The sequence below is a fragment of the Zymobacter sp. IVIA_12111.31 C1 genome (assembly GCF_047495495.1).
GTDB lineage: Bacteria > Pseudomonadota > Gammaproteobacteria > Pseudomonadales > Halomonadaceae > Zymobacter.
This window is the reverse complement of sequence record NZ_CP179930.1, coordinates 2,282,127-2,303,042: the sequence shown is the minus strand read 5'-3', so window position 1 is coordinate 2,303,042 and position 20,916 is coordinate 2,282,127. Positions and strand designations below refer to the sequence as shown.

Genomic DNA, 20,916 nt, shown 5'->3' with positions numbered 1-20,916 from the left:
TAGGCGGTAGATATCCATGGCTGGTCCGATTTCCCAACGCTTCATTGATGACCTGCTTGCGCGCGTCGATATTGCTGAAGTCGTCGGCGAACGTGTCACGCTGAAAAAAGCGGGCAAGAACCTCAGCGGCCTATGCCCCTTCCACGATGAAAAATCACCGTCCTTCACTGTCAGTCGCGATAAGCAGTTCTATCACTGCTTCGGGTGCGGAGCACACGGCAACGCTATTCGTTTCTTGATGGAATATGATCGGCTGAGCTTCCCCGAAGCCGTCGAACAGCTTGCCTCACGCCAAGGTATGGAAGTCGAGCGCGAAGGGGGCAACCTTTCGCCTCACGATCAAAAGCGTCAGCAACAACAGCGTCAGCAGCGCCAAGAAGCGGACAATCTGCTTGAAATGGCGCAGCGCTTCTTTCTGCAGAACCTCAAACATGATGATGCCGAAGAGGCGCGTCGCTATCTTCGCCAGCGTGGTTTGAGCGATGACATCATGGCGCGGTTCGGTATCGGTTTTGCCTTTGACCGCTGGGATGCCTTGAAGGCACATCTGCTTCAGCAAGGCGTCAGCGAAGCACTGCAGACCGAATATGGGTTGCTGGTGCAAAAGGAAGAGACCGGGCGCAGCTATGACCGTTTCCGTCATCGCGTCATGTTTCCCATCCGTGATTGGAAGGGGCGCGTCCTAGGGTTCGGGGGGCGTGTACTGGGCGATGCAAAGCCCAAGTACCTCAACTCTCCCGAAACGCCGGTCTTTCACAAAGGGCGCGAGCTGTACGGGCTGTACGAGGCTCGCGAGCAGAAGGAACGCTGCGATTCGCTCATCGTCGTAGAAGGTTATATGGACGTGGTGGCACTGGCCCAGCACGGCATTACCAATGCCGTCGCAACGCTGGGTACAGCCGTCACTGAAGATCACCTACAGCGTATGTATCGGCTGGTCGATGAAGTGGTGTTCTGCTTCGACGGTGATGATGCCGGGCGGCGAGCGGCCAAGCGAGCGCTTGAGCATGTGCTGCCGGTCATGATTGATGGGCGGCAAGCTCGCTTCCTGTTTCTGCCAGAAGGAGAGGACCCCGATTCGCTAGTACGCCGTGAAGGTACCGAGCGTTTCCGTGATCGCATTCGCTGTGCCAGCGCGCTGTCCGAGTTCCTGTTTGATCAGGCAAAGGAAGGGCTGGATCTCGGCAATATCGAATCCCGAGAGCGCTATGTGACCAGCGTATTGGGGTTGCTGGAACGGTTGCCGGAAGGGCTGCTGAGATCGTTGCTGTTCAAGGAACTGTCGGATCGCAGTGGAATCAAAGAAGAGCGTCTGACATCGCTGGCGGCACTTCGCCAGCAAGGTGGTCACAACGCTTCGCCTGATGTGACGGCGGAACCCGCTGGGCATATTGCGGGAGCGTACGAGCGCCGCGAGCCGTCGGTGCGCCGGTCGTTCCAGCAGATACGGCCCGCCAAAGAGCCGGAAAGTCTCAAGATACTGCGTCTGATACTGCACACACCGGGACTTCACGATCACCTGCCCGAGTCACTGGGATGGTGTCCGCAAGACGAGTACGGTGCACTGCTTGCAGATGTAATTCAGCTTCTGAGGGCAGGGCGCTATACTTCGCCGCAGGCGGTGCTGGCACACTATCATGGCAGCGAGCAAGGGATGTTTCTGCGCACGCTATCGCGCCATCCACCGGATATACCGCGAGAATGCCGTCAGCAAGAGCTGGACGGCTGGATCGCATTCCTGAAGCGAAGGCAGCAGACGGCCACGCCTCAGGAGGAGTATGATGCGCTGCTTGAAAAGAGTCGCCATACGGCACTTAGCAAGGAAGAAAAGCAGCGAGTGGCAGCGCTTCTTATGGAGCTTGCTGCCCAGCGCTAGGGAATACGGGGACGCGTTGGCTTGATAAATAAGCCCGTCGCCCTCACTTGGCTATTAACGGTCGCGCTGGTCAGCGCGATGTATCGCACGAATCAGCACACCTGACACGCAAATCAGTTCACTAACACGAGGCGGCGCTTGTGATCCCTTCGGATCATCACTCAGTGTCCGGCGCTAAAGTCCCGTGTTCTTATGCCAGGGTGAGCGTCCAGGTGCTTCATTTTTCTTCGTCGAGATAGGTTCTATGGCTGGACACACACCGCAATCACGTCTGAAGGAGTTGATCGCAACGGGTAAGGAACAGGGCTACCTGACTTACGCCGAGGTCAACGACCACCTTCCCGAGGATATCGCCGATCCTGATCAGGTGGAAGATATCATCAGCATGTTTAACGACATGGGCATCAATGTCGTCGAAGAGGCGCCCGATGCCGATACGCTGATGATGTCTGACAATTCGCCAGACGAGTCGGATGCCGAAGAAGCTGTTGCAGCGCTTGCCGCAGTCGAGACGGACATTGGCCGTACGACCGACCCCGTGCGCATGTACATGCGTGAAATGGGGACAGTCGAACTGCTGACGCGCGAAGGTGAAATCGAAATCGCCAAGCGTATCGAAGAGGGTACGCGTGAAGTCATGGCAGCGCTCTCCTATCTTCCGGGCGCGGTTGACTCCATTCTGGACGCGTATGACGAAACGCAGACGGAAGAAGGTGGTCGTCTTGTCGACCTCTTTAGCGGTTTCATCGACCCGGACGAAGGTGTTCCGGGCGTGGCAGAAGTGGAAGAAGAAGAGTCCATCGACGTCAATGCCGACGACGACGATATCGACGCGGATGAAGATGCCGACGACGATGACGACGACACCGAAACGACGGCTGAGAGCGGCCCGGATCCGGAACTGGCTCGTGTACGTTTCGAGCAGATCCGTGAAGTCGGTCAGCGTGTTGCGCAGCTCATCGAAAAGCATGGTCGCAGCAGTGCCGAAGTTAAGGAAGAGCAGAAGCGTCTGGCGGAACTGTTCGCCCCGATCAAGCTGTCTCCGAAGCACTTCGACCGCCTGATCGCGCAGGTGCGAATCAGCATCGAGCAAGTGCGTCAGCAAGAAAAATTCATCATGCAGTGCTTCGTCAAACGCTGCAAGGTGTCTCGTAAGGCCTTCATTAGCGCTTTCGTGGGCAACGAAGCGGATCTGGAGTGGTTCGACGATTTCGTCGCCTCTCACTCCCGTTATGCCGACGCTCTGGCACCGTTCCGTGCGGACGTTTTGCGCGCGCAGCGTAAAATCTCCTTTGAACAGGAAATGGTGGGTCTGAGCGTTGCCGATCTGAAAGAGTTGAACCGTTGCCTGTCCATCGGTGAAGCTAAAGCACGCCGTGCCAAGAAAGAAATGGTCGAGGCTAACCTGCGTCTCGTTATCTCGATCGCCAAGAAGTACACCAACCGTGGTTTGCAGTTCCTCGATCTGATCCAGGAAGGCAACATCGGTCTGATGAAGGCTGTCGATAAGTTTGAGTATCGTCGCGGCTATAAATTCTCCACATACGCCACGTGGTGGATTCGTCAGGCGATCACGCGCTCTATTGCCGACCAAGCGCGCACGATCCGTATTCCGGTGCACATGATCGAAACGATCAACAAGCTCAACCGTGTCTCGCGTCAGATGCTGCAAGAAATGGGGCGTGAACCGACACCGGAAGAGCTGGGCGAACGCCTCGATATGCCGGAAGACAAAGTGCGTAAGGTGCTGAAAATCGCCAAAGAGCCGATTTCGATGGAAACGCCGATCGGTGACGATGAAGATTCGCACCTGGGCGACTTTATCGAAGACGGTACGATCGTATCGCCTATCGACTCCGCAACGGGCGAAGGCCTGATCGAAGCGACCCGCAACGTTCTGGGTGGCCTGACAGCGCGTGAAGCCAAAGTGCTGCGCATGCGTTTTGGTATTGATATGAATACCGACCATACCCTGGAAGAAGTGGGCAAGCAGTTTGACGTTACGCGTGAGCGTATCCGTCAGATCGAAGCTAAGGCGCTGCGTAAGCTGCGTCATCCGTCTCGCTCTGAGTCACTGCGTTCCTTCATTGACGAGTAGGCATTCGCCAACGCATTGGTCATGCTCTCGTACTAAGCAAAGCCCCTCGCTGCCTCTCGTAGTGAGGGGCTTTGTGCTTCAAGCTATTCGGTAGAACGTAAATGCCGTAATGAATACTGTCTCAGGTAAAGACTATAGAGAGTCTGGATTGGCGTCTGGGAAAATCTTGCTGTTTAAGAAAATGGGGAGCAGACGATCAGAAAGGTGGCGTAATACGCACTAGTTCTGATGCATATGCTTACCTGTCGTTTCCTTTGCCAACACCGACCTACAGTTCACGCTTTTGCTGAAGACCGAAGACCGAAGACCGAAGACCGAAGACCGAAGAAGCGAGCAGCTGCCTTCTACCAAGCTATTCGGTGGTGTCGTTGCCTTCTTCATCAATCGGGCCAGACTGTTCCAGAGCCTGCATCAAGTGACGAATCTTGGTCAGGCTTTCCGCGTATTCTGCTGACACCCGAGAATCATCAACGATGCCACCGCCGCCCCAAAGGTGCACGGTCTGCTGGTGGATAAGGGCTGTGCGAATGGCAATTGATGTGTCCATGTGGCCTTGAATATCGATATAGCCAATCGCCCCGCAGTAAACTGAGCGCTGGCAAGGCTCTAGCTGTTCGATGATTTCCATGGCACGTATTTTTGGGGCGCCGGTAATCGACCCGCCCGGGAAACATGCACGAAACAAGTCGAAAGCATCATAGCGATCGTCGAGTATCCCAGTGATCGTGCTGACAAGGTGGTGAACGTTTTCATAGGCGATGCACTGCGTGAGATAAGGCACGCGTACACTTCCCGGGGTGCAGACTTGGCCGATGTCGTTACGCAGTAGATCAACAATCATGACGTTTTCGGCGCGATCTTTTTCGCTTTGCTGCAGCTCCAGTGCGTTTTGGGCATCTTCATCCGGCGTTGTGCCACGGGGACGGGTGCCTTTGATCGGTTGTGTTGTGATGCGGTGCCCTTGTGCTTGAATGAAGCGTTCGGGAGATACAGACAAGATGGCTTGTTGTTGTTCTCCCGTTCCCCAGCACATGAATGCTGAAAAGGGCGCTGGTGTCGCCTTGCGTAGCTGGCGGTAGGCCATCCATGCGTCACCTTCGCAGGCGGCACTGAAGCGTTGCGTTAGGTTGATCTGATAGCAGTCCCCGCTTCGAATGAAAGCGATGACCTGATCGAACGCTGCTTGATATTCAGCCGCGCTCCAGGTGGGCTGGAAACGTTCCAATAGTGCAAAGGGGGCGGCAGGGTGGGTTACACGACGCGACGTTAGTAAGGGAAGTATCTGGCGGCGTCGACGGTTAGTAGCGATCAGCCAGGCTTCCTTGCGCTGATGGTCCTGCACGATGGCCCAGTCATATAAGCCAAGGCGCGTCAGAGGAACGTCATCTAGTGCATGAGCTAGTTCACTGTGTGGTCGTGATGGAATGCGTTCCAACAGTTTCGAAAATTCATAGCTCCAGAATCCCAGTAGTCCCCCTTTAAAGGGGATGTGCTCAGGTACGCCGTCCAATTCAATGCGAAGGTCCTTCAATAGTTCGCGCTGAGCCTCAATGGGGTCTACCGAAATATGGCGTCGCTGAGGACACCGTGCGATGCCATAGCGATCGGTCTCTATAACTGCGAGTGGTTCCGCGCTCATGATGTCGAAACGCCCACCCTCTGAAAGAGGCTTGCCGCTATCCAGTAGAATGCTGCCTTCCAGATGACGCAAACGCTCGAAATAGTAGAGCGCATCTTCTTGATACGTCAGTGGGTAGCACTTCAGCGTGCGTCGGATGATAGGGTCAAGAGAAGTGGAATGCATGGCGTCCCGTCTTAGGCATGGAATGTACGAACCAATCGTCAGAGGATACCGCACCGCATGTTGAGAGTGAAAAAGCTCATCGCGGCAATGGGCGTTAGCGCTATAAGCGCATGGTAGCGCGCCTGATCCCGCTGCGAGAAGTGATTAAGTAAAAGAGAGAGCGCTCTTATCTGAGGTTCTTGGCGTATAAGGGATGACTTTCGTGCGTTCATGAAGGGGTTGGCCTGTGCGCTATGTGAGTAGGTCATAAAGGTGATGTTCTCAATGGGCATGACGGTAGTTCATACTGCTTTTGAAGGCCTTGACCACCTTGGATTCGAAATATTGGAAAATAAAGCGAGAATGGCTTGCCAACCCCCGGTGATCTCTGTAAAGTACGCCCTCGCTGCTAGGGAAAACGCCGGGTGGCGAGGAAGCTAACCTCTTGTAGGTCTTCGCTTTTTCTTGAAGATGGTTCAGTTGAGAGAGTTGTGTAATCTCCTGAAACGATCGCCAAATCAGCGGTTGACAAAATCTCCAGAAAATGTAGAATGTGCTTCCACTTGCTGAGCAGCGAACGCCGCTCGCAAGACGCTCTTTAACAAGATGATCAGGCAATTTGTGTGGGTGCTTGAGGTTTTCGAAGTGGATCATCATTTCGAGCATCAAGTAACTCATCAATTCAATGAGTTGTTTCGATACTCGAGCCGGATTGGTCACCTAATGACCAATGAAAGATTTAAACTGAAGAGTTTGATCATGGCTCAGATTGAACGCTGGCGGCAGGCCTAACACATGCAAGTCGAGCGGCAGCACGGGAAGCTTGCTTCCTGGTGGCGAGCGGCGGACGGGTGAGTAATGCATGGGAATCTGCCCGATAGTGGGGGATAACGTGTGGAAACGCACGCTAATACCGCATACGTCCTACGGGAGAAAGGAGGGGATCTTCGGACCTTTCGCTATCGGATGAGCCCATGTTGGATTAGCTAGTTGGTGAGGTAATGGCTCACCAAGGCAACGATCCATAGCTGGTCTGAGAGGATGATCAGCCACACTGGGACTGAGACACGGCCCAGACTCCTACGGGAGGCAGCAGTGGGGAATATTGGACAATGGGCGAAAGCCTGATCCAGCCATGCCGCGTGTGTGAAGAAGGCCTTAGGGTTGTAAAGCACTTTCAGTGGGGAAGAAAGCCTGAGGCCTAATACGTTTCAGGAAGGACATCACCCACAGAAGAAGCACCGGCTAACTCCGTGCCAGCAGCCGCGGTAATACGGAGGGTGCGAGCGTTAATCGGAATTACTGGGCGTAAAGGGCGCGTAGGCGGTCTGTTAAGCCAGATGTGAAAGCCCCGGGCTTAACCTGGGAACAGCATTTGGAACTGGCAGACTTGAGTGCAGGAGAGGAAGGTAGAATTCCAGGTGTAGCGGTGAAATGCGTAGAGATCTGGAGGAATACCAGTGGCGAAGGCGGCCTTCTGGACTGACACTGACGCTGAGGCGCGAAAGCGTGGGTAGCAAACAGGATTAGATACCCTGGTAGTCCACGCCGTAAACGATGTCAACTAGCCGTTGGATCCCTTGAGGATTTAGTGGCGCAGCTAACGCACTAAGTTGACCGCCTGGGGAGTACGGTCGCAAGACTAAAACTCAAATGAATTGACGGGGGCCCGCACAAGCGGTGGAGCATGTGGTTTAATTCGATGCAACGCGAAGAACCTTACCTACTCTTGACATCCAGAGAACTTTCCAGAGATGGATTGGTGCCTTCGGGAACTCTGAGACAGGTGCTGCATGGCTGTCGTCAGCTCGTGTTGTGAAATGTTGGGTTAAGTCCCGTAACGAGCGCAACCCCTATCCTTATTTGCCAGCGATTCGGTCGGGAACTCTAAGGAGACTGCCGGTGACAAACCGGAGGAAGGTGGGGACGACGTCAAGTCATCATGGCCCTTACGAGTAGGGCTACACACGTGCTACAATGGCGAGTACAGAGGGTTGCGAAGCGGCGACGTGAAGCTAATCCCAGAAAGCTCGCCTCAGTCCGGATCGGAGTCTGCAACTCGACTCCGTGAAGTCGGAATCGCTAGTAATCGCGAATCAGAATGTCGCGGTGAATACGTTCCCGGGCCTTGTACACACCGCCCGTCACACCATGGGAGTGGATTGCACCAGAAGTGGCTAGTTTAACCTTCGGGAAAACGGTTACCACGGTGTGGTTCATGACTGGGGTGAAGTCGTAACAAGGTAGCCGTAGGGGAACCTGCGGCTGGATCACCTCCTTAAACGTAAAATGATCACCTCGTGATCTCAAGTGTCCACAACAAATTGCCTGATCGTAGTAGAGCGAAGTACTGCAGGGGATATTCCCTGGCCGTGCGCAAGCAGTTGCCGGGTCTGTAGCTCAGTTGGTTAGAGCGCACCCCTGATAAGGGTGAGGTCGGCAGTTCGAGTCTGCCCAGACCCACCATTATTATATGGGGCCATAGCTCAGCTGGGAGAGCGCCTGCCTTGCACGCAGGAGGTCAGGAGTTCGATCCTCCTTGGCTCCACCATCTGACTGTCTTGATGGCCGGTTCTTCAGTACTTAGTTTAGTGATCTAGCTTCTAGTCACGAACCAATCTTCATCGCGTTATGATTGATTATTAGATGTCTTAATAGTCAACGATACAGCGTGTGATGAATGTTGTTTCCTGACTGCAAGCTTCTTGCTCGCAGTATTGCTCTTTAACAATGTAAATCATGCTGATGCCAAGTCCAATGGAACGCGATCAGATTTTACTTCCTCGGAAGCATTATCCGATAGGCCGTGACATTGGCAAATGAGATACGTCTCAAGCGTATCCGGCGAAAATTGTTTTCGTTTGAATCGTGATCTATGACTCTTTCGGGTTATATGGTCAAGCGATTAAGCGCACACGGTGGATGCCTAGGCAGCCAGAGGCGATGAAAGACGTGATAGCCTGCGATAAGCATCGGGGAGGTGGCAAATGACCTTTGATCCGGTGATCTCTGAATGGGGAAACCCACCCGTCATAAGACGGGTATCCTTACCTGAATACATAGGGTATGGAGGCAAACCGGGAGAACTGAAACATCTAAGTACCCCGAGGAAAAGAAATCAACCGAGATTCCCCCAGTAGCGGCGAGCGACCGGGGACTAGCCCTTAAGTCTTAGTTGTATTAGCGGAAGTGTTTGGAAATGCACGCCATAGTGGGTGATAGCCCCGTACGCGAAAATGCAATTAAGGTGAAATCGAGTAGGTCGGAGCACGTGAAACTTTGACTGAACATGGGGGGACCATCCTCCAAGGCTAAATACTCCTGGCTGACCGATAGTGAACTAGTACCGTGAGGGAAAGGCGAAAAGAACCCCAGTGAGGGGAGTGAAATAGATCCTGAAACCGTGTGCGTACAAGCAGTGGGAGCAGACTTGTTCTGTGACTGCGTACCTTTTGTATAATGGGTCAGCGACTTATTCTCAGTAGCGAGCTTAACCGTATAGGGGAGGCGTAGGGAAACCGAGTCTTAAATGGGCGACATAGTTGCTGGGAATAGACCCGAAACCGGGCGATCTATCCATGAGCAGGTTGAAGGTTGAGTAACATCAACTGGAGGACCGAACCGGGATCTGTTGAAAAAGATTCGGATGACTTGTGGATCGGAGTGAAAGGCTAATCAAGCTCGGAGATAGCTGGTTCTCCTCGAAAGCTATTTAGGTAGCGCCTCATGTATCACCGCCGGGGGTAGAGCACTGTTTCGGCTAGGGGGTCATCCCGACTTACCAACCCGAGGCAAACTCCGAATACCGGTGAGTGCAGCATGGGAGACACACGGCGGGTGCTAACGTCCGTCGTGAAAAGGGAAACAACCCAGACCGTCAGCTAAGGTCCCAAAATCTTGGTTAAGTGGGAAACGATGTGGGAAGGCTCAGACAGCTAGGAGGTTGGCTTAGAAGCAGCCACCCTTTAAAGAAAGCGTAATAGCTCACTAGTCGAGTCGGCCTGCGCGGAAGATGTAACGGGGCTCAAACCAAGTACCGAAGCTACGGGTTCAACACTTAAGTGTTGAGCGGTAGAGGAGCGTTGTGTAAGCCTGCGAAGGTGTGCTGTAAGGCATGCTGGAGGTATCACAAGTGCGAATGCTGACATGAGTAACGATAAAGGGAGTGAAAACCTCCCTCGCCGGAAGACCAAGGTTTTCTGTTCGACGTTAATCGGAGCAGAGTGAGTCGGCCCCTAAGGCGAGGCCGAAAGGCGTAGTCGATGGGAAACAGGTTAATATTCCTGTACCAGACAGTACTGCGATGGGGTGACGGAGAAGGCTAGGTGAGCCAGGCGACGGTTGTCCTGGTGAAAGTATGTAGGCTGAGCAAGTAGGCAAATCCGCTTGCTTAAGGTCGAGATACGAGACGAACTGATTCCTCGGACTCAGGAAGTCATTGATGCCACGCTTCCAGGAAAAACCTCTAAGCTTCAGGTACTGTGTGACCGTACCCCAAACCGACACAGGTGGTCAGGTAGAGAATACCAAGGCGCTTGAGAGAACTCGGGTGAAGGAACTAGGCAAAATGGCACCGTAACTTCGGGAGAAGGTGCGCCGGCGTAAGGTGAAGAGACTCGCTCTCAGAGCCCCAACCGGTCGAAGATACCAGGTGGCTGCAACTGTTTATTAAAAACACAGCACTCTGCTAACGCGTGAGCGGACGTATAGGGTGTGACGCCTGCCCGGTGCCGGAAGGTTAATTGATGGTGTTAGGACTCGTCCGAAGCTCCTGATCGAAGCCCCGGTAAACGGCGGCCGTAACTATAACGGTCCTAAGGTAGCGAAATTCCTTGTCGGGTAAGTTCCGACCTGCACGAATGGCGTAATGATGGCCACACTGTCTCCACCCGAGACTCAGTGAAATTGAAATCGCTGTGAAGATGCAGTGTTCCCGCGGCTAGACGGAAAGACCCCGTGAACCTTTACTATAGCTTCACACTGGATGCTGATGTTGTCTGTGTAGGATAGCTGGGAGGCTTTGAAACTGTGACGCCAGTTGCAGTGGAGCCAACCTTGAAATACCAGCCTGACATCATTGGCGTTCTAACTTGCTACCGTTATCCGGTAGAAGGACAGTGTGTGGTGGGTAGTTTGACTGGGGCGGTCTCCTCCCAAAGAGTAACGGAGGAGCACGAAGGTACCCTCAGTACGGTTGGAAACCGTGCAGTGAGTGCAAGAGCATAAGGGTGCTTGACTGCGAGACAGACACGTCGAGCAGGTACGAAAGTAGGTTCTAGTGATCCGGTGGTTCTGTATGGAAGGGCCATCGCTCAACGGATAAAAGGTACTCCGGGGATAACAGGCTGATACCGCCCAAGAGTTCACATCGACGGCGGTGTTTGGCACCTCGATGTCGGCTCATCACATCCTGGGGCTGAAGTCGGTCCCAAGGGTATGGCTGTTCGCCATTTAAAGTGGTACGCGAGCTGGGTTTAGAACGTCGTGAGACAGTTCGGTCCCTATCTGCCGTGGGCGTTGGAAGTTTGAGAAGAGCTGCTCCTAGTACGAGAGGACCGGAGTGGACGAACCTCTGGTGTTCCGGTTGTCACGCCAGTGGCATTGCCGGGTAGCTATGTTCGGACGGGATAACCGCTGAAAGCATCTAAGCGGGAAGCCCCCTTCAAGATGAGACTTCCCTGGGGCCTTGAGCCCCCTAAAGGACCCTCGAAGACTACGAGGTTGATAGGCACGGTGTGGAAGCGCAGTCAATGCGTTGAGCTAACGTGTACTAATGGTCCGTGAGGCTTGACCATATAACCCCAAAGGGTTATAGACACGATCCGAAAATAACGGATACGCGACGAGACGATCTCGGCCCAGCATGATTTACAGATTTAGGTAGCGGTGCCTTAGGCATCGAGACCGAACCGAATACGCTTGACGACCATAGCGAGCGGGTACCACCTGATCCCATGCCGAACTCAGAAGTGAAACCGCTCAGCGCCGATGGTAGTGTGGGGCTTCCCCATGTGAGAGTAGGTCATCGTCAAGCATCTTTACTGAATACCCCCGGCCAGCAATGGTCGGGGGTATTTGCTTTGAGGGGTAGGGTAGGCAAGCGCAGGCCGAAGGCAAATAACGGCCGTGCCAGCCCCTAGATCCTGAGCCGTCACTCAACAGCGGCAGATGAGCAAAGAGAAAAAAGAGAAGAAGGGCGGTAGCGTAACCGCGAAGCTCCTGCCACCAAGACGGCAGACGTGTCAGCAGCACGCCGTTCCCTTCACTCCCAGCGCTGTCTGCAGATCAAAACAGTCACAGCCACTAGATGCCGTTATAAAAATCCTCCGATGATAGCCTGAGCCGCAGATCGTCGGGGTGTTTTGTTATCACAAGACGTCAATGCTCGAGCGTCTAACAGTAGCGAGCGTACTCTGGCGTCCAGAAGTGTGTCTCACTGCGTTCCTTCAGGTGTGGGCTATCACGGCCTTCCGTCATGCCATCTTCAACGGCGTGCTGAGCGACGGCCTCGGCGGTGCACAGGCTCATCTCTTTTATCTCCTTCAAAAAGCCACGCTACTGCTTTACGGTCCTTTTTCTGATGGAACCGGCTTGGAACGCTTTAACACCTCCTGCCTCTCGGTGCTTATCTTCTCTCTTTATGGCGAGAGGCCTCGTCCAAAGCTTGCCGTGCTAGCGTACGCTCCCCCTCGTTGTCTCCTAGGCCTTGGCGATGTAAGTGTGTCTGCAAGGTAGCCTATCTGTTGCAAAGGGCCTGATTTATTAGGGGGCTGAGATTGGGTTACAAAAGAAAGTACTCATGCCATAACACTTAATAAGTATACCGTTATCTTGTTGGTGAGATGATAACGCTCACCCTTATACGCTTTATTGATATACGCTAGCGGCTTAAGGACGCTCTTGGGCTAGGGATTATTCGTATGACGTTATTGTCGGCGCTGGATCAACAGGCAGCGAGTTCTGCCTATCGAAAAATCGGTTGGCGGTTACTCCCGTTTTTGCTGCTCTGCTACATTCTGGCATTTCTTGATCGTATCAATATAGGGTTTGCACAGCAGCACATGCAGCAGGATCTGCATTTATCGGATGTGGCGTATGGCATCGGAGCAGGCATCTTCTTCTTAGGCTATGTGCTGTTTGAGCTGCCAAGCAATCTGTTGCTGACGCGTATCGGTATGCGCAAGACTGTATCGCGCATCATGGTGCTGTGGGGGCTGACTTCTGTTTCGATGATGTTTGTCAGTGGAGAGCGCAGTTTCTATGCGCTGCGTGTCTTACTGGGCATATTTGAGGCAGGCTTTGCTCCTGCCATGTTCTATTACTGCGCGGAGTGGTTCCCTAAGCGCCGGTTGGGAGGTGCTTTGGCCGTGCTTGGATTGACGGGGCCCATTGCGGGGATTATAGGGGCACCACTGTCTTCCGCGCTGATCATTCATATGGATGGCGTTCTATCTTTGGCAGGATGGCGGTGGCTTTTCTTGGTGGAAGGCCTTCCTAGTGTTCTTGTCGGTATCGTTGCGTGGTTCGTAATCGTTGATGAGCCAGCCAAGGCCCGTTGGCTGACGGATGCAGAGCGAAAAGCGGTTGTGGGCACTCTGTCTGAAGATCAACAGGATACGGCTGCTCACACACGCCTAGGGGCCTTGTTGAAGGATTATCGTTTGTACCTGTTAGTTGTCGGGTATTTCTGCTTTATTGCCGGGATTTATTTGCCACACTATTGGTTGCCGAAATTGATCGGTCAGGCAGGATTCTCTGGCATGAGCGTGGGTTGGCTGGCTGCGATCCCATCGGCTTTTATGCTGATAACAATCATTCCGTTTGCACGTCGCTCGGATCGGCTTTCTGAGCGGCGTTGGCATACAGCGCTCCCTATGGCCGTAAGTGCGTTGCTGCTTGCCTTTGTAACCTGCGCGATGGCGGGCTTTATCGAGCTGCCTTTTGCGCTGTTTTATGCTGTGCTGACGGCTGCAATTGTCTCAATGTATCTCGCATATGTCGTGTTCTGGTCGATTCCGCGTGAACTGTTTGTCACCGGGCCTATGGCGGCCGGCGGTATCGCTTTGATCAACAGCATTGGACTATGTGGTGGTTTCATCAGTCCTATCGTCGTAGGGTATTTGCGAGACGCAACGGGCAGCATGACAATGCCCTTTTTGCTGTTTACCGCTACCATTGCCGTTGGGGCATTGGCATTTGCACTGGTCCGACCATCTAGGGATACTTGATGCTTTCCCTATAGGGAAGTCGATGCATGTCACAAGAAATGCGGGTAGATGTCATCTAATCCGTAGGCTTTAGTGACCATCGATATTTATACTGTTTGTCCCGATCCCAATGGGTTATTAGAATGGTCGGTTATTCAATCTTTCAAGAGGTTTCTACGTGATCATCCATCCCAAAGTCCGCGGCTTTATCTGCACGACGACGCATCCTGTAGGCTGCGAGCAGAACGTACGTGAGCAGATCGAGATCACCCGCAAGGCTATCCCTGCTGGTGCAAAGGGGCCGAAGAAGGTGCTGGTCATTGGTGCTTCCAGCGGTTACGGCTTGGCTGCGCGCATCACGGCGGCATTCGGCTATGGTGCCGATACACTGGGCATCTTCTTTGAGAAGCCGGGTACTGAAAAGAAAACCGGCACAGCGGGTTGGTATAACGCTGCGGCATTTGATCGTTTCGCCAAAGAGGAAGGGCTGTTCAGCAAGTCCATCAATGGTGATGCGTTCTCTGATGAAGCTCGCCAGAAAGCAATCGACATCATCCGTGATGAAATGGGTGGGCAGGTTGATCTGGTCATCTACTCTCTGGCTTCTCCGGTGCGCAAACTGCCGCAGACTGGTGAAGTGGTCCGCTCCGCGCTGAAGCCGATCGGTGAGACTTACACGGCTACAGCGATCGACACCAACCGTGACACCATCATCGAAGCTTCGGTCGAGCCTGCGACACAGGAAGAGATCGACAATACGGTGACGGTCATGGGTGGGCAGGACTGGAAACTGTGGATCGACGCACTGGAAGGCGCTGGCGTACTGGCTCCTGAAGCCAAGACCGTTGCCTTCAGCTATATCGGCACAGACATCACGTGGCCGATCTACTGGCATGGTGCGCTGGGTCGTGCCAAAGCCGATCTTGACCATACCGCTGTAGAGTTGAATGAACGTCTGCAGAAGCGTGGTGGCAGTGCGGCGGTTGCGGTACTCAAGTCTGTTGTTACGCAGGCCAGTGCCGCCATTCCGGTCATGCCGCTCTACATCTCCATGGTGTATCGCATCATGAAAGAGAAAGGGTTGCATGAAGGCACTATCGAACAGCTGAATCGCCTGTACGATGATCGTCTTTATCGTGTGGACGGTGCGGCCGCTGAAGCGGATGATGAAGGCCGCCTGCGCCTAGATGACTGGGAACTGCGCGATGAGGTGCAGTCAGAGTGCAAGGCACTATGGCCTCAGGTCACCACTGAAAACCTGTTCGATATGACCGACTATGCGGGCTACAAGCATGAGTTCCTCAAGCTGTTCGGTTTCGAGCGCGATGATGTGGACTATGACGCTGACGTTTCCCCTGTACGCGACTTTGACTGCGTAGAGCTGTGAGACGCTAGTCCTGCCCGATTAAGGGCGCCATAGCGCACAAAAGCCCTTCCATTCTGCAATGAATGGGAGGGCTTTTTTCTACGGCTGTGCCCTTGGCGCGTGAGGATCGGGCGAAGGGAAGCATCTGCTAGCGTGTATGACATCACAGAGCGCCACTGTAAACATGCAGTGGCGCTCTTTTTTGTTATGAGTTCGTTATGAGCGGATGCTTATGGCGCTGATCAGATATCGTTGCTGTCTTTAGCTACAGTATCTGCAGCATAGGCATGGCGCTGCCCCATGGGTTTCGGTGCGCCCGTGGTAGTGTCCTTTTCGGTCGTGCGCTCAAGCTCGCAGTTGATGCTGGCGCCTAGCAGGATGATATAAGCCGATAGCCAGAACCACATCAGCAGGACGACGACGGCACCGATTGACCCATAGGTACTGTTGTAGCTGCCGAAATGGCTGACATACAGCGAGAATCCGAGTGACCCCAGTATCCACAGCAGTGTCGAGGTGATGGTGCCTATGCTGAGCCATTCCCAGCGCGGTGCGCGACGGTTGGGCCCGAAGCGATACAGCACGGCGATGCCGAGGGTGATAATGCAGAGCATGATCAGCCAGCGCAGATAGTAGAGTGATGTCGTCAGTGTGTCGGCGAACGGAAAGAAGTTCATGACCACAGGGAGAATAGCAACGCTGAATAGCATGAAGATGGCCAGCAGTATCATGCCCAGCGTCAATACAATATTGATCACGATCTGTGCTAGGAAATGTCGCTGTTCCTTTTCGCCATAGATGATGTTCAGCCCTTCGGTGAAGCTCTGCACGCTTTTAGAAGCACTGTAGAGGGTGAACAACAGGCTGCCTATCGCGGTCAAATTCAGCCCACGGCCAGCACTGGCGGTGACCACTTCGGCCTGATGCTCAATGATGGACGCCGCTTCTGTAGGAATGAACTGATCGAGGTTGACCAGTTGCTGCTGTACTTGAACGGGATCGGCGTACATGCCCCAGATAGAAATCAGGGCTGCAATGGCGGGAAACAGACTGAGCAGTCCATAGAAGGCAATGCTGGAGGCCATCATGCCGATATGGTGTTTTTGGATGGAGCCGTATACGCGCCACAGGATGCTCCACCAACCATGGCGTGTCACGCTAAGTGGGGACGTTGCGCGGCGGTCCCGCGAGGTCTTGGGGGAAGGAGACGTCTGCATATCGCTATCCATCGAGCTGGCGTGAAATCTGACGGCAGGCAACCGATAAAGGGCGGTGCTGCAGCAATGAGTGTCGGGCTGTTCGTTCACCCTACTCGCGAGCGATCCGGTATCGGCACGATGCGATGGGGGCTCACGTTGGACTGAGTTCAGGGCGCGAATCTTTTGCCGCTACACAGAGGCCGCGCCTCTAAGCGCGTATCCTTTTGGCGGGGCACGTGCAGGGCAATATTGCGCGTCCCCTGAAACAGCCTCTTGATTCATCAGTATAGCGAACTCTGCTATCTGGCTGACATCTTTTCGGTACGGACCATGATAGGCCGCCTTACAAGGCCGAACTTCAGGCTTTGCCGAATGCGGAAGTAGGTATGATGTATCATGAAAGGACAAGAATCGCCTAGCATGATGCTCGCTTGATGTGCAGCGCGTTTTAGGTGAGAAAAGACGGCACCATACCGGTACCGCATGATGAGATGAGTGGACACTGAGCGCCTAGTTCAAGGGGCAGGGATATCGGCAAGGCTGGTGCCACCGATCGGTTATTCTGGCAGGAGTGATGGCATGATCAATGTAACGCGACGGGAAGGATTCACGCTGCGTATCGAGCGCACCCTGCAGGAGGAAAGTCAGCATTCGCTGGATCTGTATCTGTACGTGCCGGGCGATCTGGAGCTGACCAAGCACGTACTGTCGGAAGAAGACTTCTATCACAGCGCGATTCACGTGCGTCGTACCTATTTCAGCACCAAGAACGAACTGCCATTGGTATACAGCCGCTTGGCCGGGCGCGGTCAGATACCCAGCCATCAGTACCGTCTGAACCTGAGTCTGTATGCCTATCAGTATGCGTCGGCACTGGAAAACTCGATCCGCGCGATCCGCCACGGTGTCGATGGGCAGGAAAACGTAACGCTGGCACAGGCTGAGCAGGAGATCGCGCTAATTCAGAGCATCTTGCGCCGTCTGCGTCGCAATGCGCCTGAAGAAGAAAACCTGCTCAAGTACTTCAACAATATCGACAATTACCTGTCGTGGTTCACCGAACAGCAGCTACTGTCGCTGGTTGCGCACATGCCGCGCGGCAACGATTATGGCGCGATCAAGGCGCGCTTGCTTGCGGTATGCAACGAGGAGAAGCGCTATCGCCGTGCCAGCGGCTATAACTCGGAGCGTGCCGAATCCAGCCCTACGCGAATGTCCAACAAGATGCGTCTGCTGCGGCGACTGACGGAGTATCCCGTTACGCTCAACGATAAGCCGAAGGAGCTGGGAGCGGGTGAGCAGCGCATGGTCAAGGCGCTGGCTACGGGGCTGGTGATGATTGTGGTGACGGTGGCGCTGATGCAGGCTCGCCATTTGATGAATGACTTCACCGTGTGGTTCATTCTGACGCTGGCATTTGTGTACGCACTGCGCGAAGTTTTTAAGGATGAGTTGCGCAACACGCTGTGGCGTTGGCTGCGGCGTGGGCGTCCCAAGTGGGTGCGTATCTACCGTGACCCTGATAGTCAGCAGATTGTGGGGCGCCAGCGGGAGTGGTTCGACTACCGCAAGCCGTGGCGCTTGAGCCGTGAGATTCAAGCGGCGCGACGCGGCAGCATTAGCCATCGTCAGGAAGTGGTGTTGCAGTACAAGAGCCGTTCGCGCATGAAACCGACGCGCTTTCTGAGCGGCTATAAGCAGACGCGAGAGACCATCGAATTGGACCTTCGCCTTCTGACGCGTTTGATGAGCAAAACGACGCATCGTGTCTATGCCATCAAGGAAGGTCAGGTGACGCGGGAGAAAGTCGAGCGCCGCTATCAGCTGAACCTAATTGCGTGCAGTGCACAGGAAGGGCAGCCCATGGAAATCCAGCGCTGGAAGATCATCATCAGTCGGTCCGGAATCGTGGATATCGAAGAGGTGCCTGTTCAGACGGTGGAATAGCGGCCTACTGTCAGTGCCATGAGAAATGGCAATGAGCGCAGGGCTGGGCATGAGAAAGGGAGTACGGCATACTTTACACAAATGCTGGGTTTTCTGGCGATTCAACTTGATTTGTGTATGGGCTTGGCGCGCAGGTGTTCAGGCCCAGGCTGACTGGGAGTCCTTATGTCCGATCTGGCACGTTCCTGCCGTGGCTTGACGCTCTATCATTTCGAAAGCTGTCCTTTCTGTCTGAAGGTGCGGCACTATATCGAGCAGCGTCAGCTGCCGATCGCGATGCGGGATATTCACAAGAATCCGCTCCATCGCGAAGAGCTTTTGGCCGGTGGTGGTCGCAAGCAGGTGCCTTGTCTGCATATCGCATCACACGGTCAGGACATCTGGCTGTATGAATCCGATGACATCATTGACTGGCTGCACACTAACGTCCAATGATGGTCATGTCTGTCTAGATATAAAAAGACGCACTCACCTTTACGGTGGTGCGTCTTTTTTTGTGGTCGGTTTATGACTTAACAGTCGGTGCAGGGCCTATTTGGTTAGGCGGCATGCTCCATCTCAATCAGCGTGCTTAGCGCATCGGGCAGGCCCGCAATGATGCTGGCGCGCGGATGGACATAGAGGTAGCACAGGTGATCGACCTGCAATGAATCAAGCACCTGCAAGGCGTTCTGATGTGCGAGGCTCTCGAATTCGAAAGCGGATACGATCAGCGCCGTATCTTTGGGAAGACCGGCCTGCATGACCGCCATGGCATTGTTGTAGAAGCTGATCGCGCTGTGATCGGGGTAGTGCACTAGTACATGGTCGTGGAGCATGGCGTCCAGCGTGGCGTTGACACGCGGCAGCAGGAAGCTGGGCGCGTTCGACAGCGGAGAGCGTGAATCTACAAGGATATGATACTGGCGCAGTACGAAGGTCTGAATATGCCATTCGCTGCTGTCATAGGCCATGTTCAGTGGGCTGGTCGATAGAACGATGCCCAGCTGTTCGTCGCGCGGCATCTGCATGTCGCTGTTATGAAGCAACCCCGAGAGGTCTTCGATATGCAGGCTGTTGCCTTCCACCTGAGGCAGCAGGCGGTGCCACAGCGCGTAGGCGTAAGCGCTCATTGAGGCCCCGATATAACCGATGCCTAGGCTGTGGGCTTCGGGATGAAGCACGGCCTGTCGGCAGCGGTCGATGGTGCGCTGGCACTCGTTGTCGATGCGCTGGGCCAGCTGCGTCAGCAGCAGCCCGGCGGCCGTGGCGCGATACAAGCCATTGTTGCGCAGGAAGAGCGGTGTCTGCAGCTGCTGTTCCATCTCACGAATGTAAAGGGAGACGTTCGCCGCTGTCATGCACAGCGACCCGGAAGCGTTGGCAATGGTCTTGTGGCGCTGAAGCGCCAGAATGACCTGCAGTTGCTTGAGGGTCATTCGGCGCTGGATGAAGTGTGTTAGCTGTTCGGCATTTGCGGGCGACAGGCGTTGAATTGCACCTACATCCTTATGCTGCGTCATGACATGAGTCCAGAAACGTTATCGATTGAGTGAATGGCATATATCGGCATAACCTAGGTGAAATTTGCCAGATCATGTTCAATCAGGTGCCAGTAGTGCGCTTTGGCGAATAGGCTTGCCTGTTACTGCTGCCTTAGTGGAGCACGCATGGAGATATGTTTGTGACATAAAGCGAGGAAGTATCTGCACCATTGTGCTATTCAGCCAGATTCGAACCATGTTTTATGCGTTGAATACGGGCAATGTGCACGTTGTCTTTCATTTAGTGATAATCATCAATGAATATGCACTGTGGTCGTTTTCGCGCCGCGAGCAGTTGTAACCCACGGATAAGCCAATGTTTTGATTGCTTTCGTGGCGCTGGCGAGCGGACGGTCAGCGGTAGAATGGGGCTTCTTCCTCACGACTTCTGGGGCAAGCAGGGGCCACCATGGATCAGTACGATAGGGATATTCTTGAGGCGTTGCAGCAGGACTGTAGCGTTTCCGTCAGTGCACTGGCTGATCGCATTGGATTGGGAACGACAGCGTGCTGGCGTCGAGTGCACAAGCTGGAAGGTGAAGGCATTATCCGCAAGCGCGTAGCGCTGCTGGATGCACGGCAGGTAGGAGCGGCACTGATACTGTTGGTATCCGTGCGCCTGCACACGGCTTTTGGCCCGAGTGTCGATGCCTTTCTAGCGGCCGTGATGGCGATGCCCGAAGTGACCCAGTTGTACCGTCTGCAGGACAGTGCCAGCTATGCGCTGCATGTTCAGGTTGCTGATCTGGCCGCTTATGATGCGCTGGCGCATCAGCTGGTCGTTTTCCCGGCGGTGTCGACTCTGGAGGCGCGGATGGTGATGGAAACGCTCAAGGATACGTCGGCGTTGCCGCTGGCAGGATTACCATTGGCAGAATAGTGGTTTTTATCTTGTCGATGAACGAATGCCCGCAGCG

General features: G+C 54.2%; 12 protein-coding genes, 2 tRNA genes and 3 rRNA genes. 12 read left to right on the top strand and 5 right to left on the bottom strand.

What is annotated here, in order from left to right:
- Nucleotides 1-16: 16 nt before the first annotated feature.
- Nucleotides 17-1,876, top strand: a complete 1,860-nt coding sequence (dnaG, locus tag ACMHYW_RS10335) for a DNA primase (RefSeq protein WP_414499854.1) — start codon at nt 17-19, stop codon at nt 1,874-1,876.
- A 244-nt stretch (nt 1,877-2,120) separates the two neighbouring features.
- Nucleotides 2,121-3,974 carry an RNA polymerase sigma factor RpoD gene (gene rpoD, locus ACMHYW_RS10330; RefSeq protein WP_414499853.1) on the top strand — a complete coding sequence of 618 codons (1,854 nt, stop codon included), beginning with the start codon at nt 2,121-2,123 and terminating at the stop codon, nt 3,972-3,974.
- Between the two features lie 352 nt (nt 3,975-4,326).
- Here the strand turns inward: rpoD and pabB are convergent, their stop codons facing one another.
- Together pabB and ACMHYW_RS10320 are read right to left on the bottom strand one after the other, a co-directional pair.
- Complete coding sequence (gene pabB / locus ACMHYW_RS10325; RefSeq protein ID WP_414499852.1) at nt 4,327-5,778, bottom strand: aminodeoxychorismate synthase component I; 1,452 nt, start codon at nt 5,776-5,778, stop codon at nt 4,327-4,329.
- Between the two features lie 261 nt (nt 5,779-6,039).
- Complete coding sequence (locus tag ACMHYW_RS10320) at nt 6,040-6,423, bottom strand: hypothetical protein (protein ID WP_414499851.1); 384 nt, start codon at nt 6,421-6,423, stop codon at nt 6,040-6,042.
- Nucleotides 6,424-6,498: 75 nt separating this feature from the next.
- On the opposite strand from ACMHYW_RS10320, the gene ACMHYW_RS10315 reads away from it, so the two are divergent.
- The 5 genes from ACMHYW_RS10315 (at nt 6,499) to rrf (ending at nt 11,791) form a co-directional block, all read left to right on the top strand.
- Nucleotides 6,499-8,038: ribosomal RNA gene (locus ACMHYW_RS10315) — 16S ribosomal RNA — on the top strand.
- Nucleotides 8,039-8,146: 108 nt separating this feature from the next.
- Nucleotides 8,147-8,223, top strand: a tRNA-Ile gene (locus ACMHYW_RS10310).
- A gap of 9 nt (nt 8,224-8,232) precedes the next feature.
- A tRNA-Ala gene (locus tag ACMHYW_RS10305) sits at nt 8,233-8,308 on the top strand.
- Nucleotides 8,309-8,652: 344 nt separating this feature from the next.
- Nucleotides 8,653-11,552: ribosomal RNA gene (locus tag ACMHYW_RS10300) — 23S ribosomal RNA — on the top strand.
- A 123-nt stretch (nt 11,553-11,675) separates the two neighbouring features.
- Nucleotides 11,676-11,791: ribosomal RNA gene (rrf, locus tag ACMHYW_RS10295) — 5S ribosomal RNA — on the top strand.
- The 16S, 23S and 5S rRNA genes sit together here with 2 tRNA genes alongside, the layout of an rRNA operon.
- 359 nt (nt 11,792-12,150) lie before the next feature.
- Here rrf and ACMHYW_RS10290 read toward each other — a convergent pair.
- Complete coding sequence (locus ACMHYW_RS10290) at nt 12,151-12,285, bottom strand: hypothetical protein (protein ID WP_414499850.1); 135 nt, start codon at nt 12,283-12,285, stop codon at nt 12,151-12,153.
- 392 nt (nt 12,286-12,677) lie between these two features.
- Here ACMHYW_RS10290 and ACMHYW_RS10285 point away from each other — a divergent pair, with 392 nt between their 5' ends.
- Together ACMHYW_RS10285 and fabV are read left to right on the top strand one after the other, a co-directional pair.
- Nucleotides 12,678-13,985, top strand: coding sequence for an MFS transporter (locus tag ACMHYW_RS10285; protein WP_414499849.1), 1,308 nt, complete (start codon nt 12,678-12,680; stop codon nt 13,983-13,985).
- 157 nt (nt 13,986-14,142) lie between these two features.
- Nucleotides 14,143-15,351: an enoyl-ACP reductase FabV gene (gene fabV / locus ACMHYW_RS10280; protein WP_414499848.1), complete on the top strand. Its 1,209-nt coding sequence runs from the start codon at nt 14,143-14,145 to the stop codon at nt 15,349-15,351.
- Between the two features lie 221 nt (nt 15,352-15,572).
- Here fabV and ACMHYW_RS10275 read toward each other — a convergent pair whose 3' ends face one another.
- The gene (locus tag ACMHYW_RS10275) at nt 15,573-16,547 is read right to left on the bottom strand and encodes a YihY/virulence factor BrkB family protein (protein WP_414499847.1); all 975 of its coding nucleotides are present in this window, start codon (nt 16,545-16,547) and stop codon (nt 15,573-15,575) included.
- Between the two features lie 561 nt (nt 16,548-17,108).
- On the opposite strand from ACMHYW_RS10275, the gene ACMHYW_RS10270 reads away from it, so the two are divergent.
- Nucleotides 17,109-18,476 carry a hypothetical protein gene (locus ACMHYW_RS10270; protein ID WP_414499846.1) on the top strand — a complete coding sequence of 456 codons (1,368 nt, stop codon included), beginning with the start codon at nt 17,109-17,111 and terminating at the stop codon, nt 18,474-18,476.
- A gap of 165 nt (nt 18,477-18,641) precedes the next feature.
- Entirely contained in the window at nt 18,642-18,911 is a 270-nt protein-coding gene (locus tag ACMHYW_RS10265; RefSeq protein WP_414499845.1) for a glutaredoxin family protein, read from the top strand.
- A 104-nt stretch (nt 18,912-19,015) separates the two neighbouring features.
- Here the strand turns inward: ACMHYW_RS10265 and ACMHYW_RS10260 are convergent, their stop codons facing one another.
- On the bottom strand, nt 19,016-19,978 hold the full coding sequence (locus ACMHYW_RS10260; protein WP_414499844.1) for a LysR family transcriptional regulator: 963 nt from the start codon (nt 19,976-19,978) through the stop codon (nt 19,016-19,018).
- A gap of 430 nt (nt 19,979-20,408) precedes the next feature.
- Here ACMHYW_RS10260 and ACMHYW_RS10255 point away from each other — a divergent pair, with 430 nt between their 5' ends.
- Nucleotides 20,409-20,879: an Lrp/AsnC family transcriptional regulator gene (locus ACMHYW_RS10255; RefSeq protein WP_414499843.1), complete on the top strand. Its 471-nt coding sequence runs from the start codon at nt 20,409-20,411 to the stop codon at nt 20,877-20,879.
- Nucleotides 20,880-20,916 lie beyond the last annotated feature (37 nt).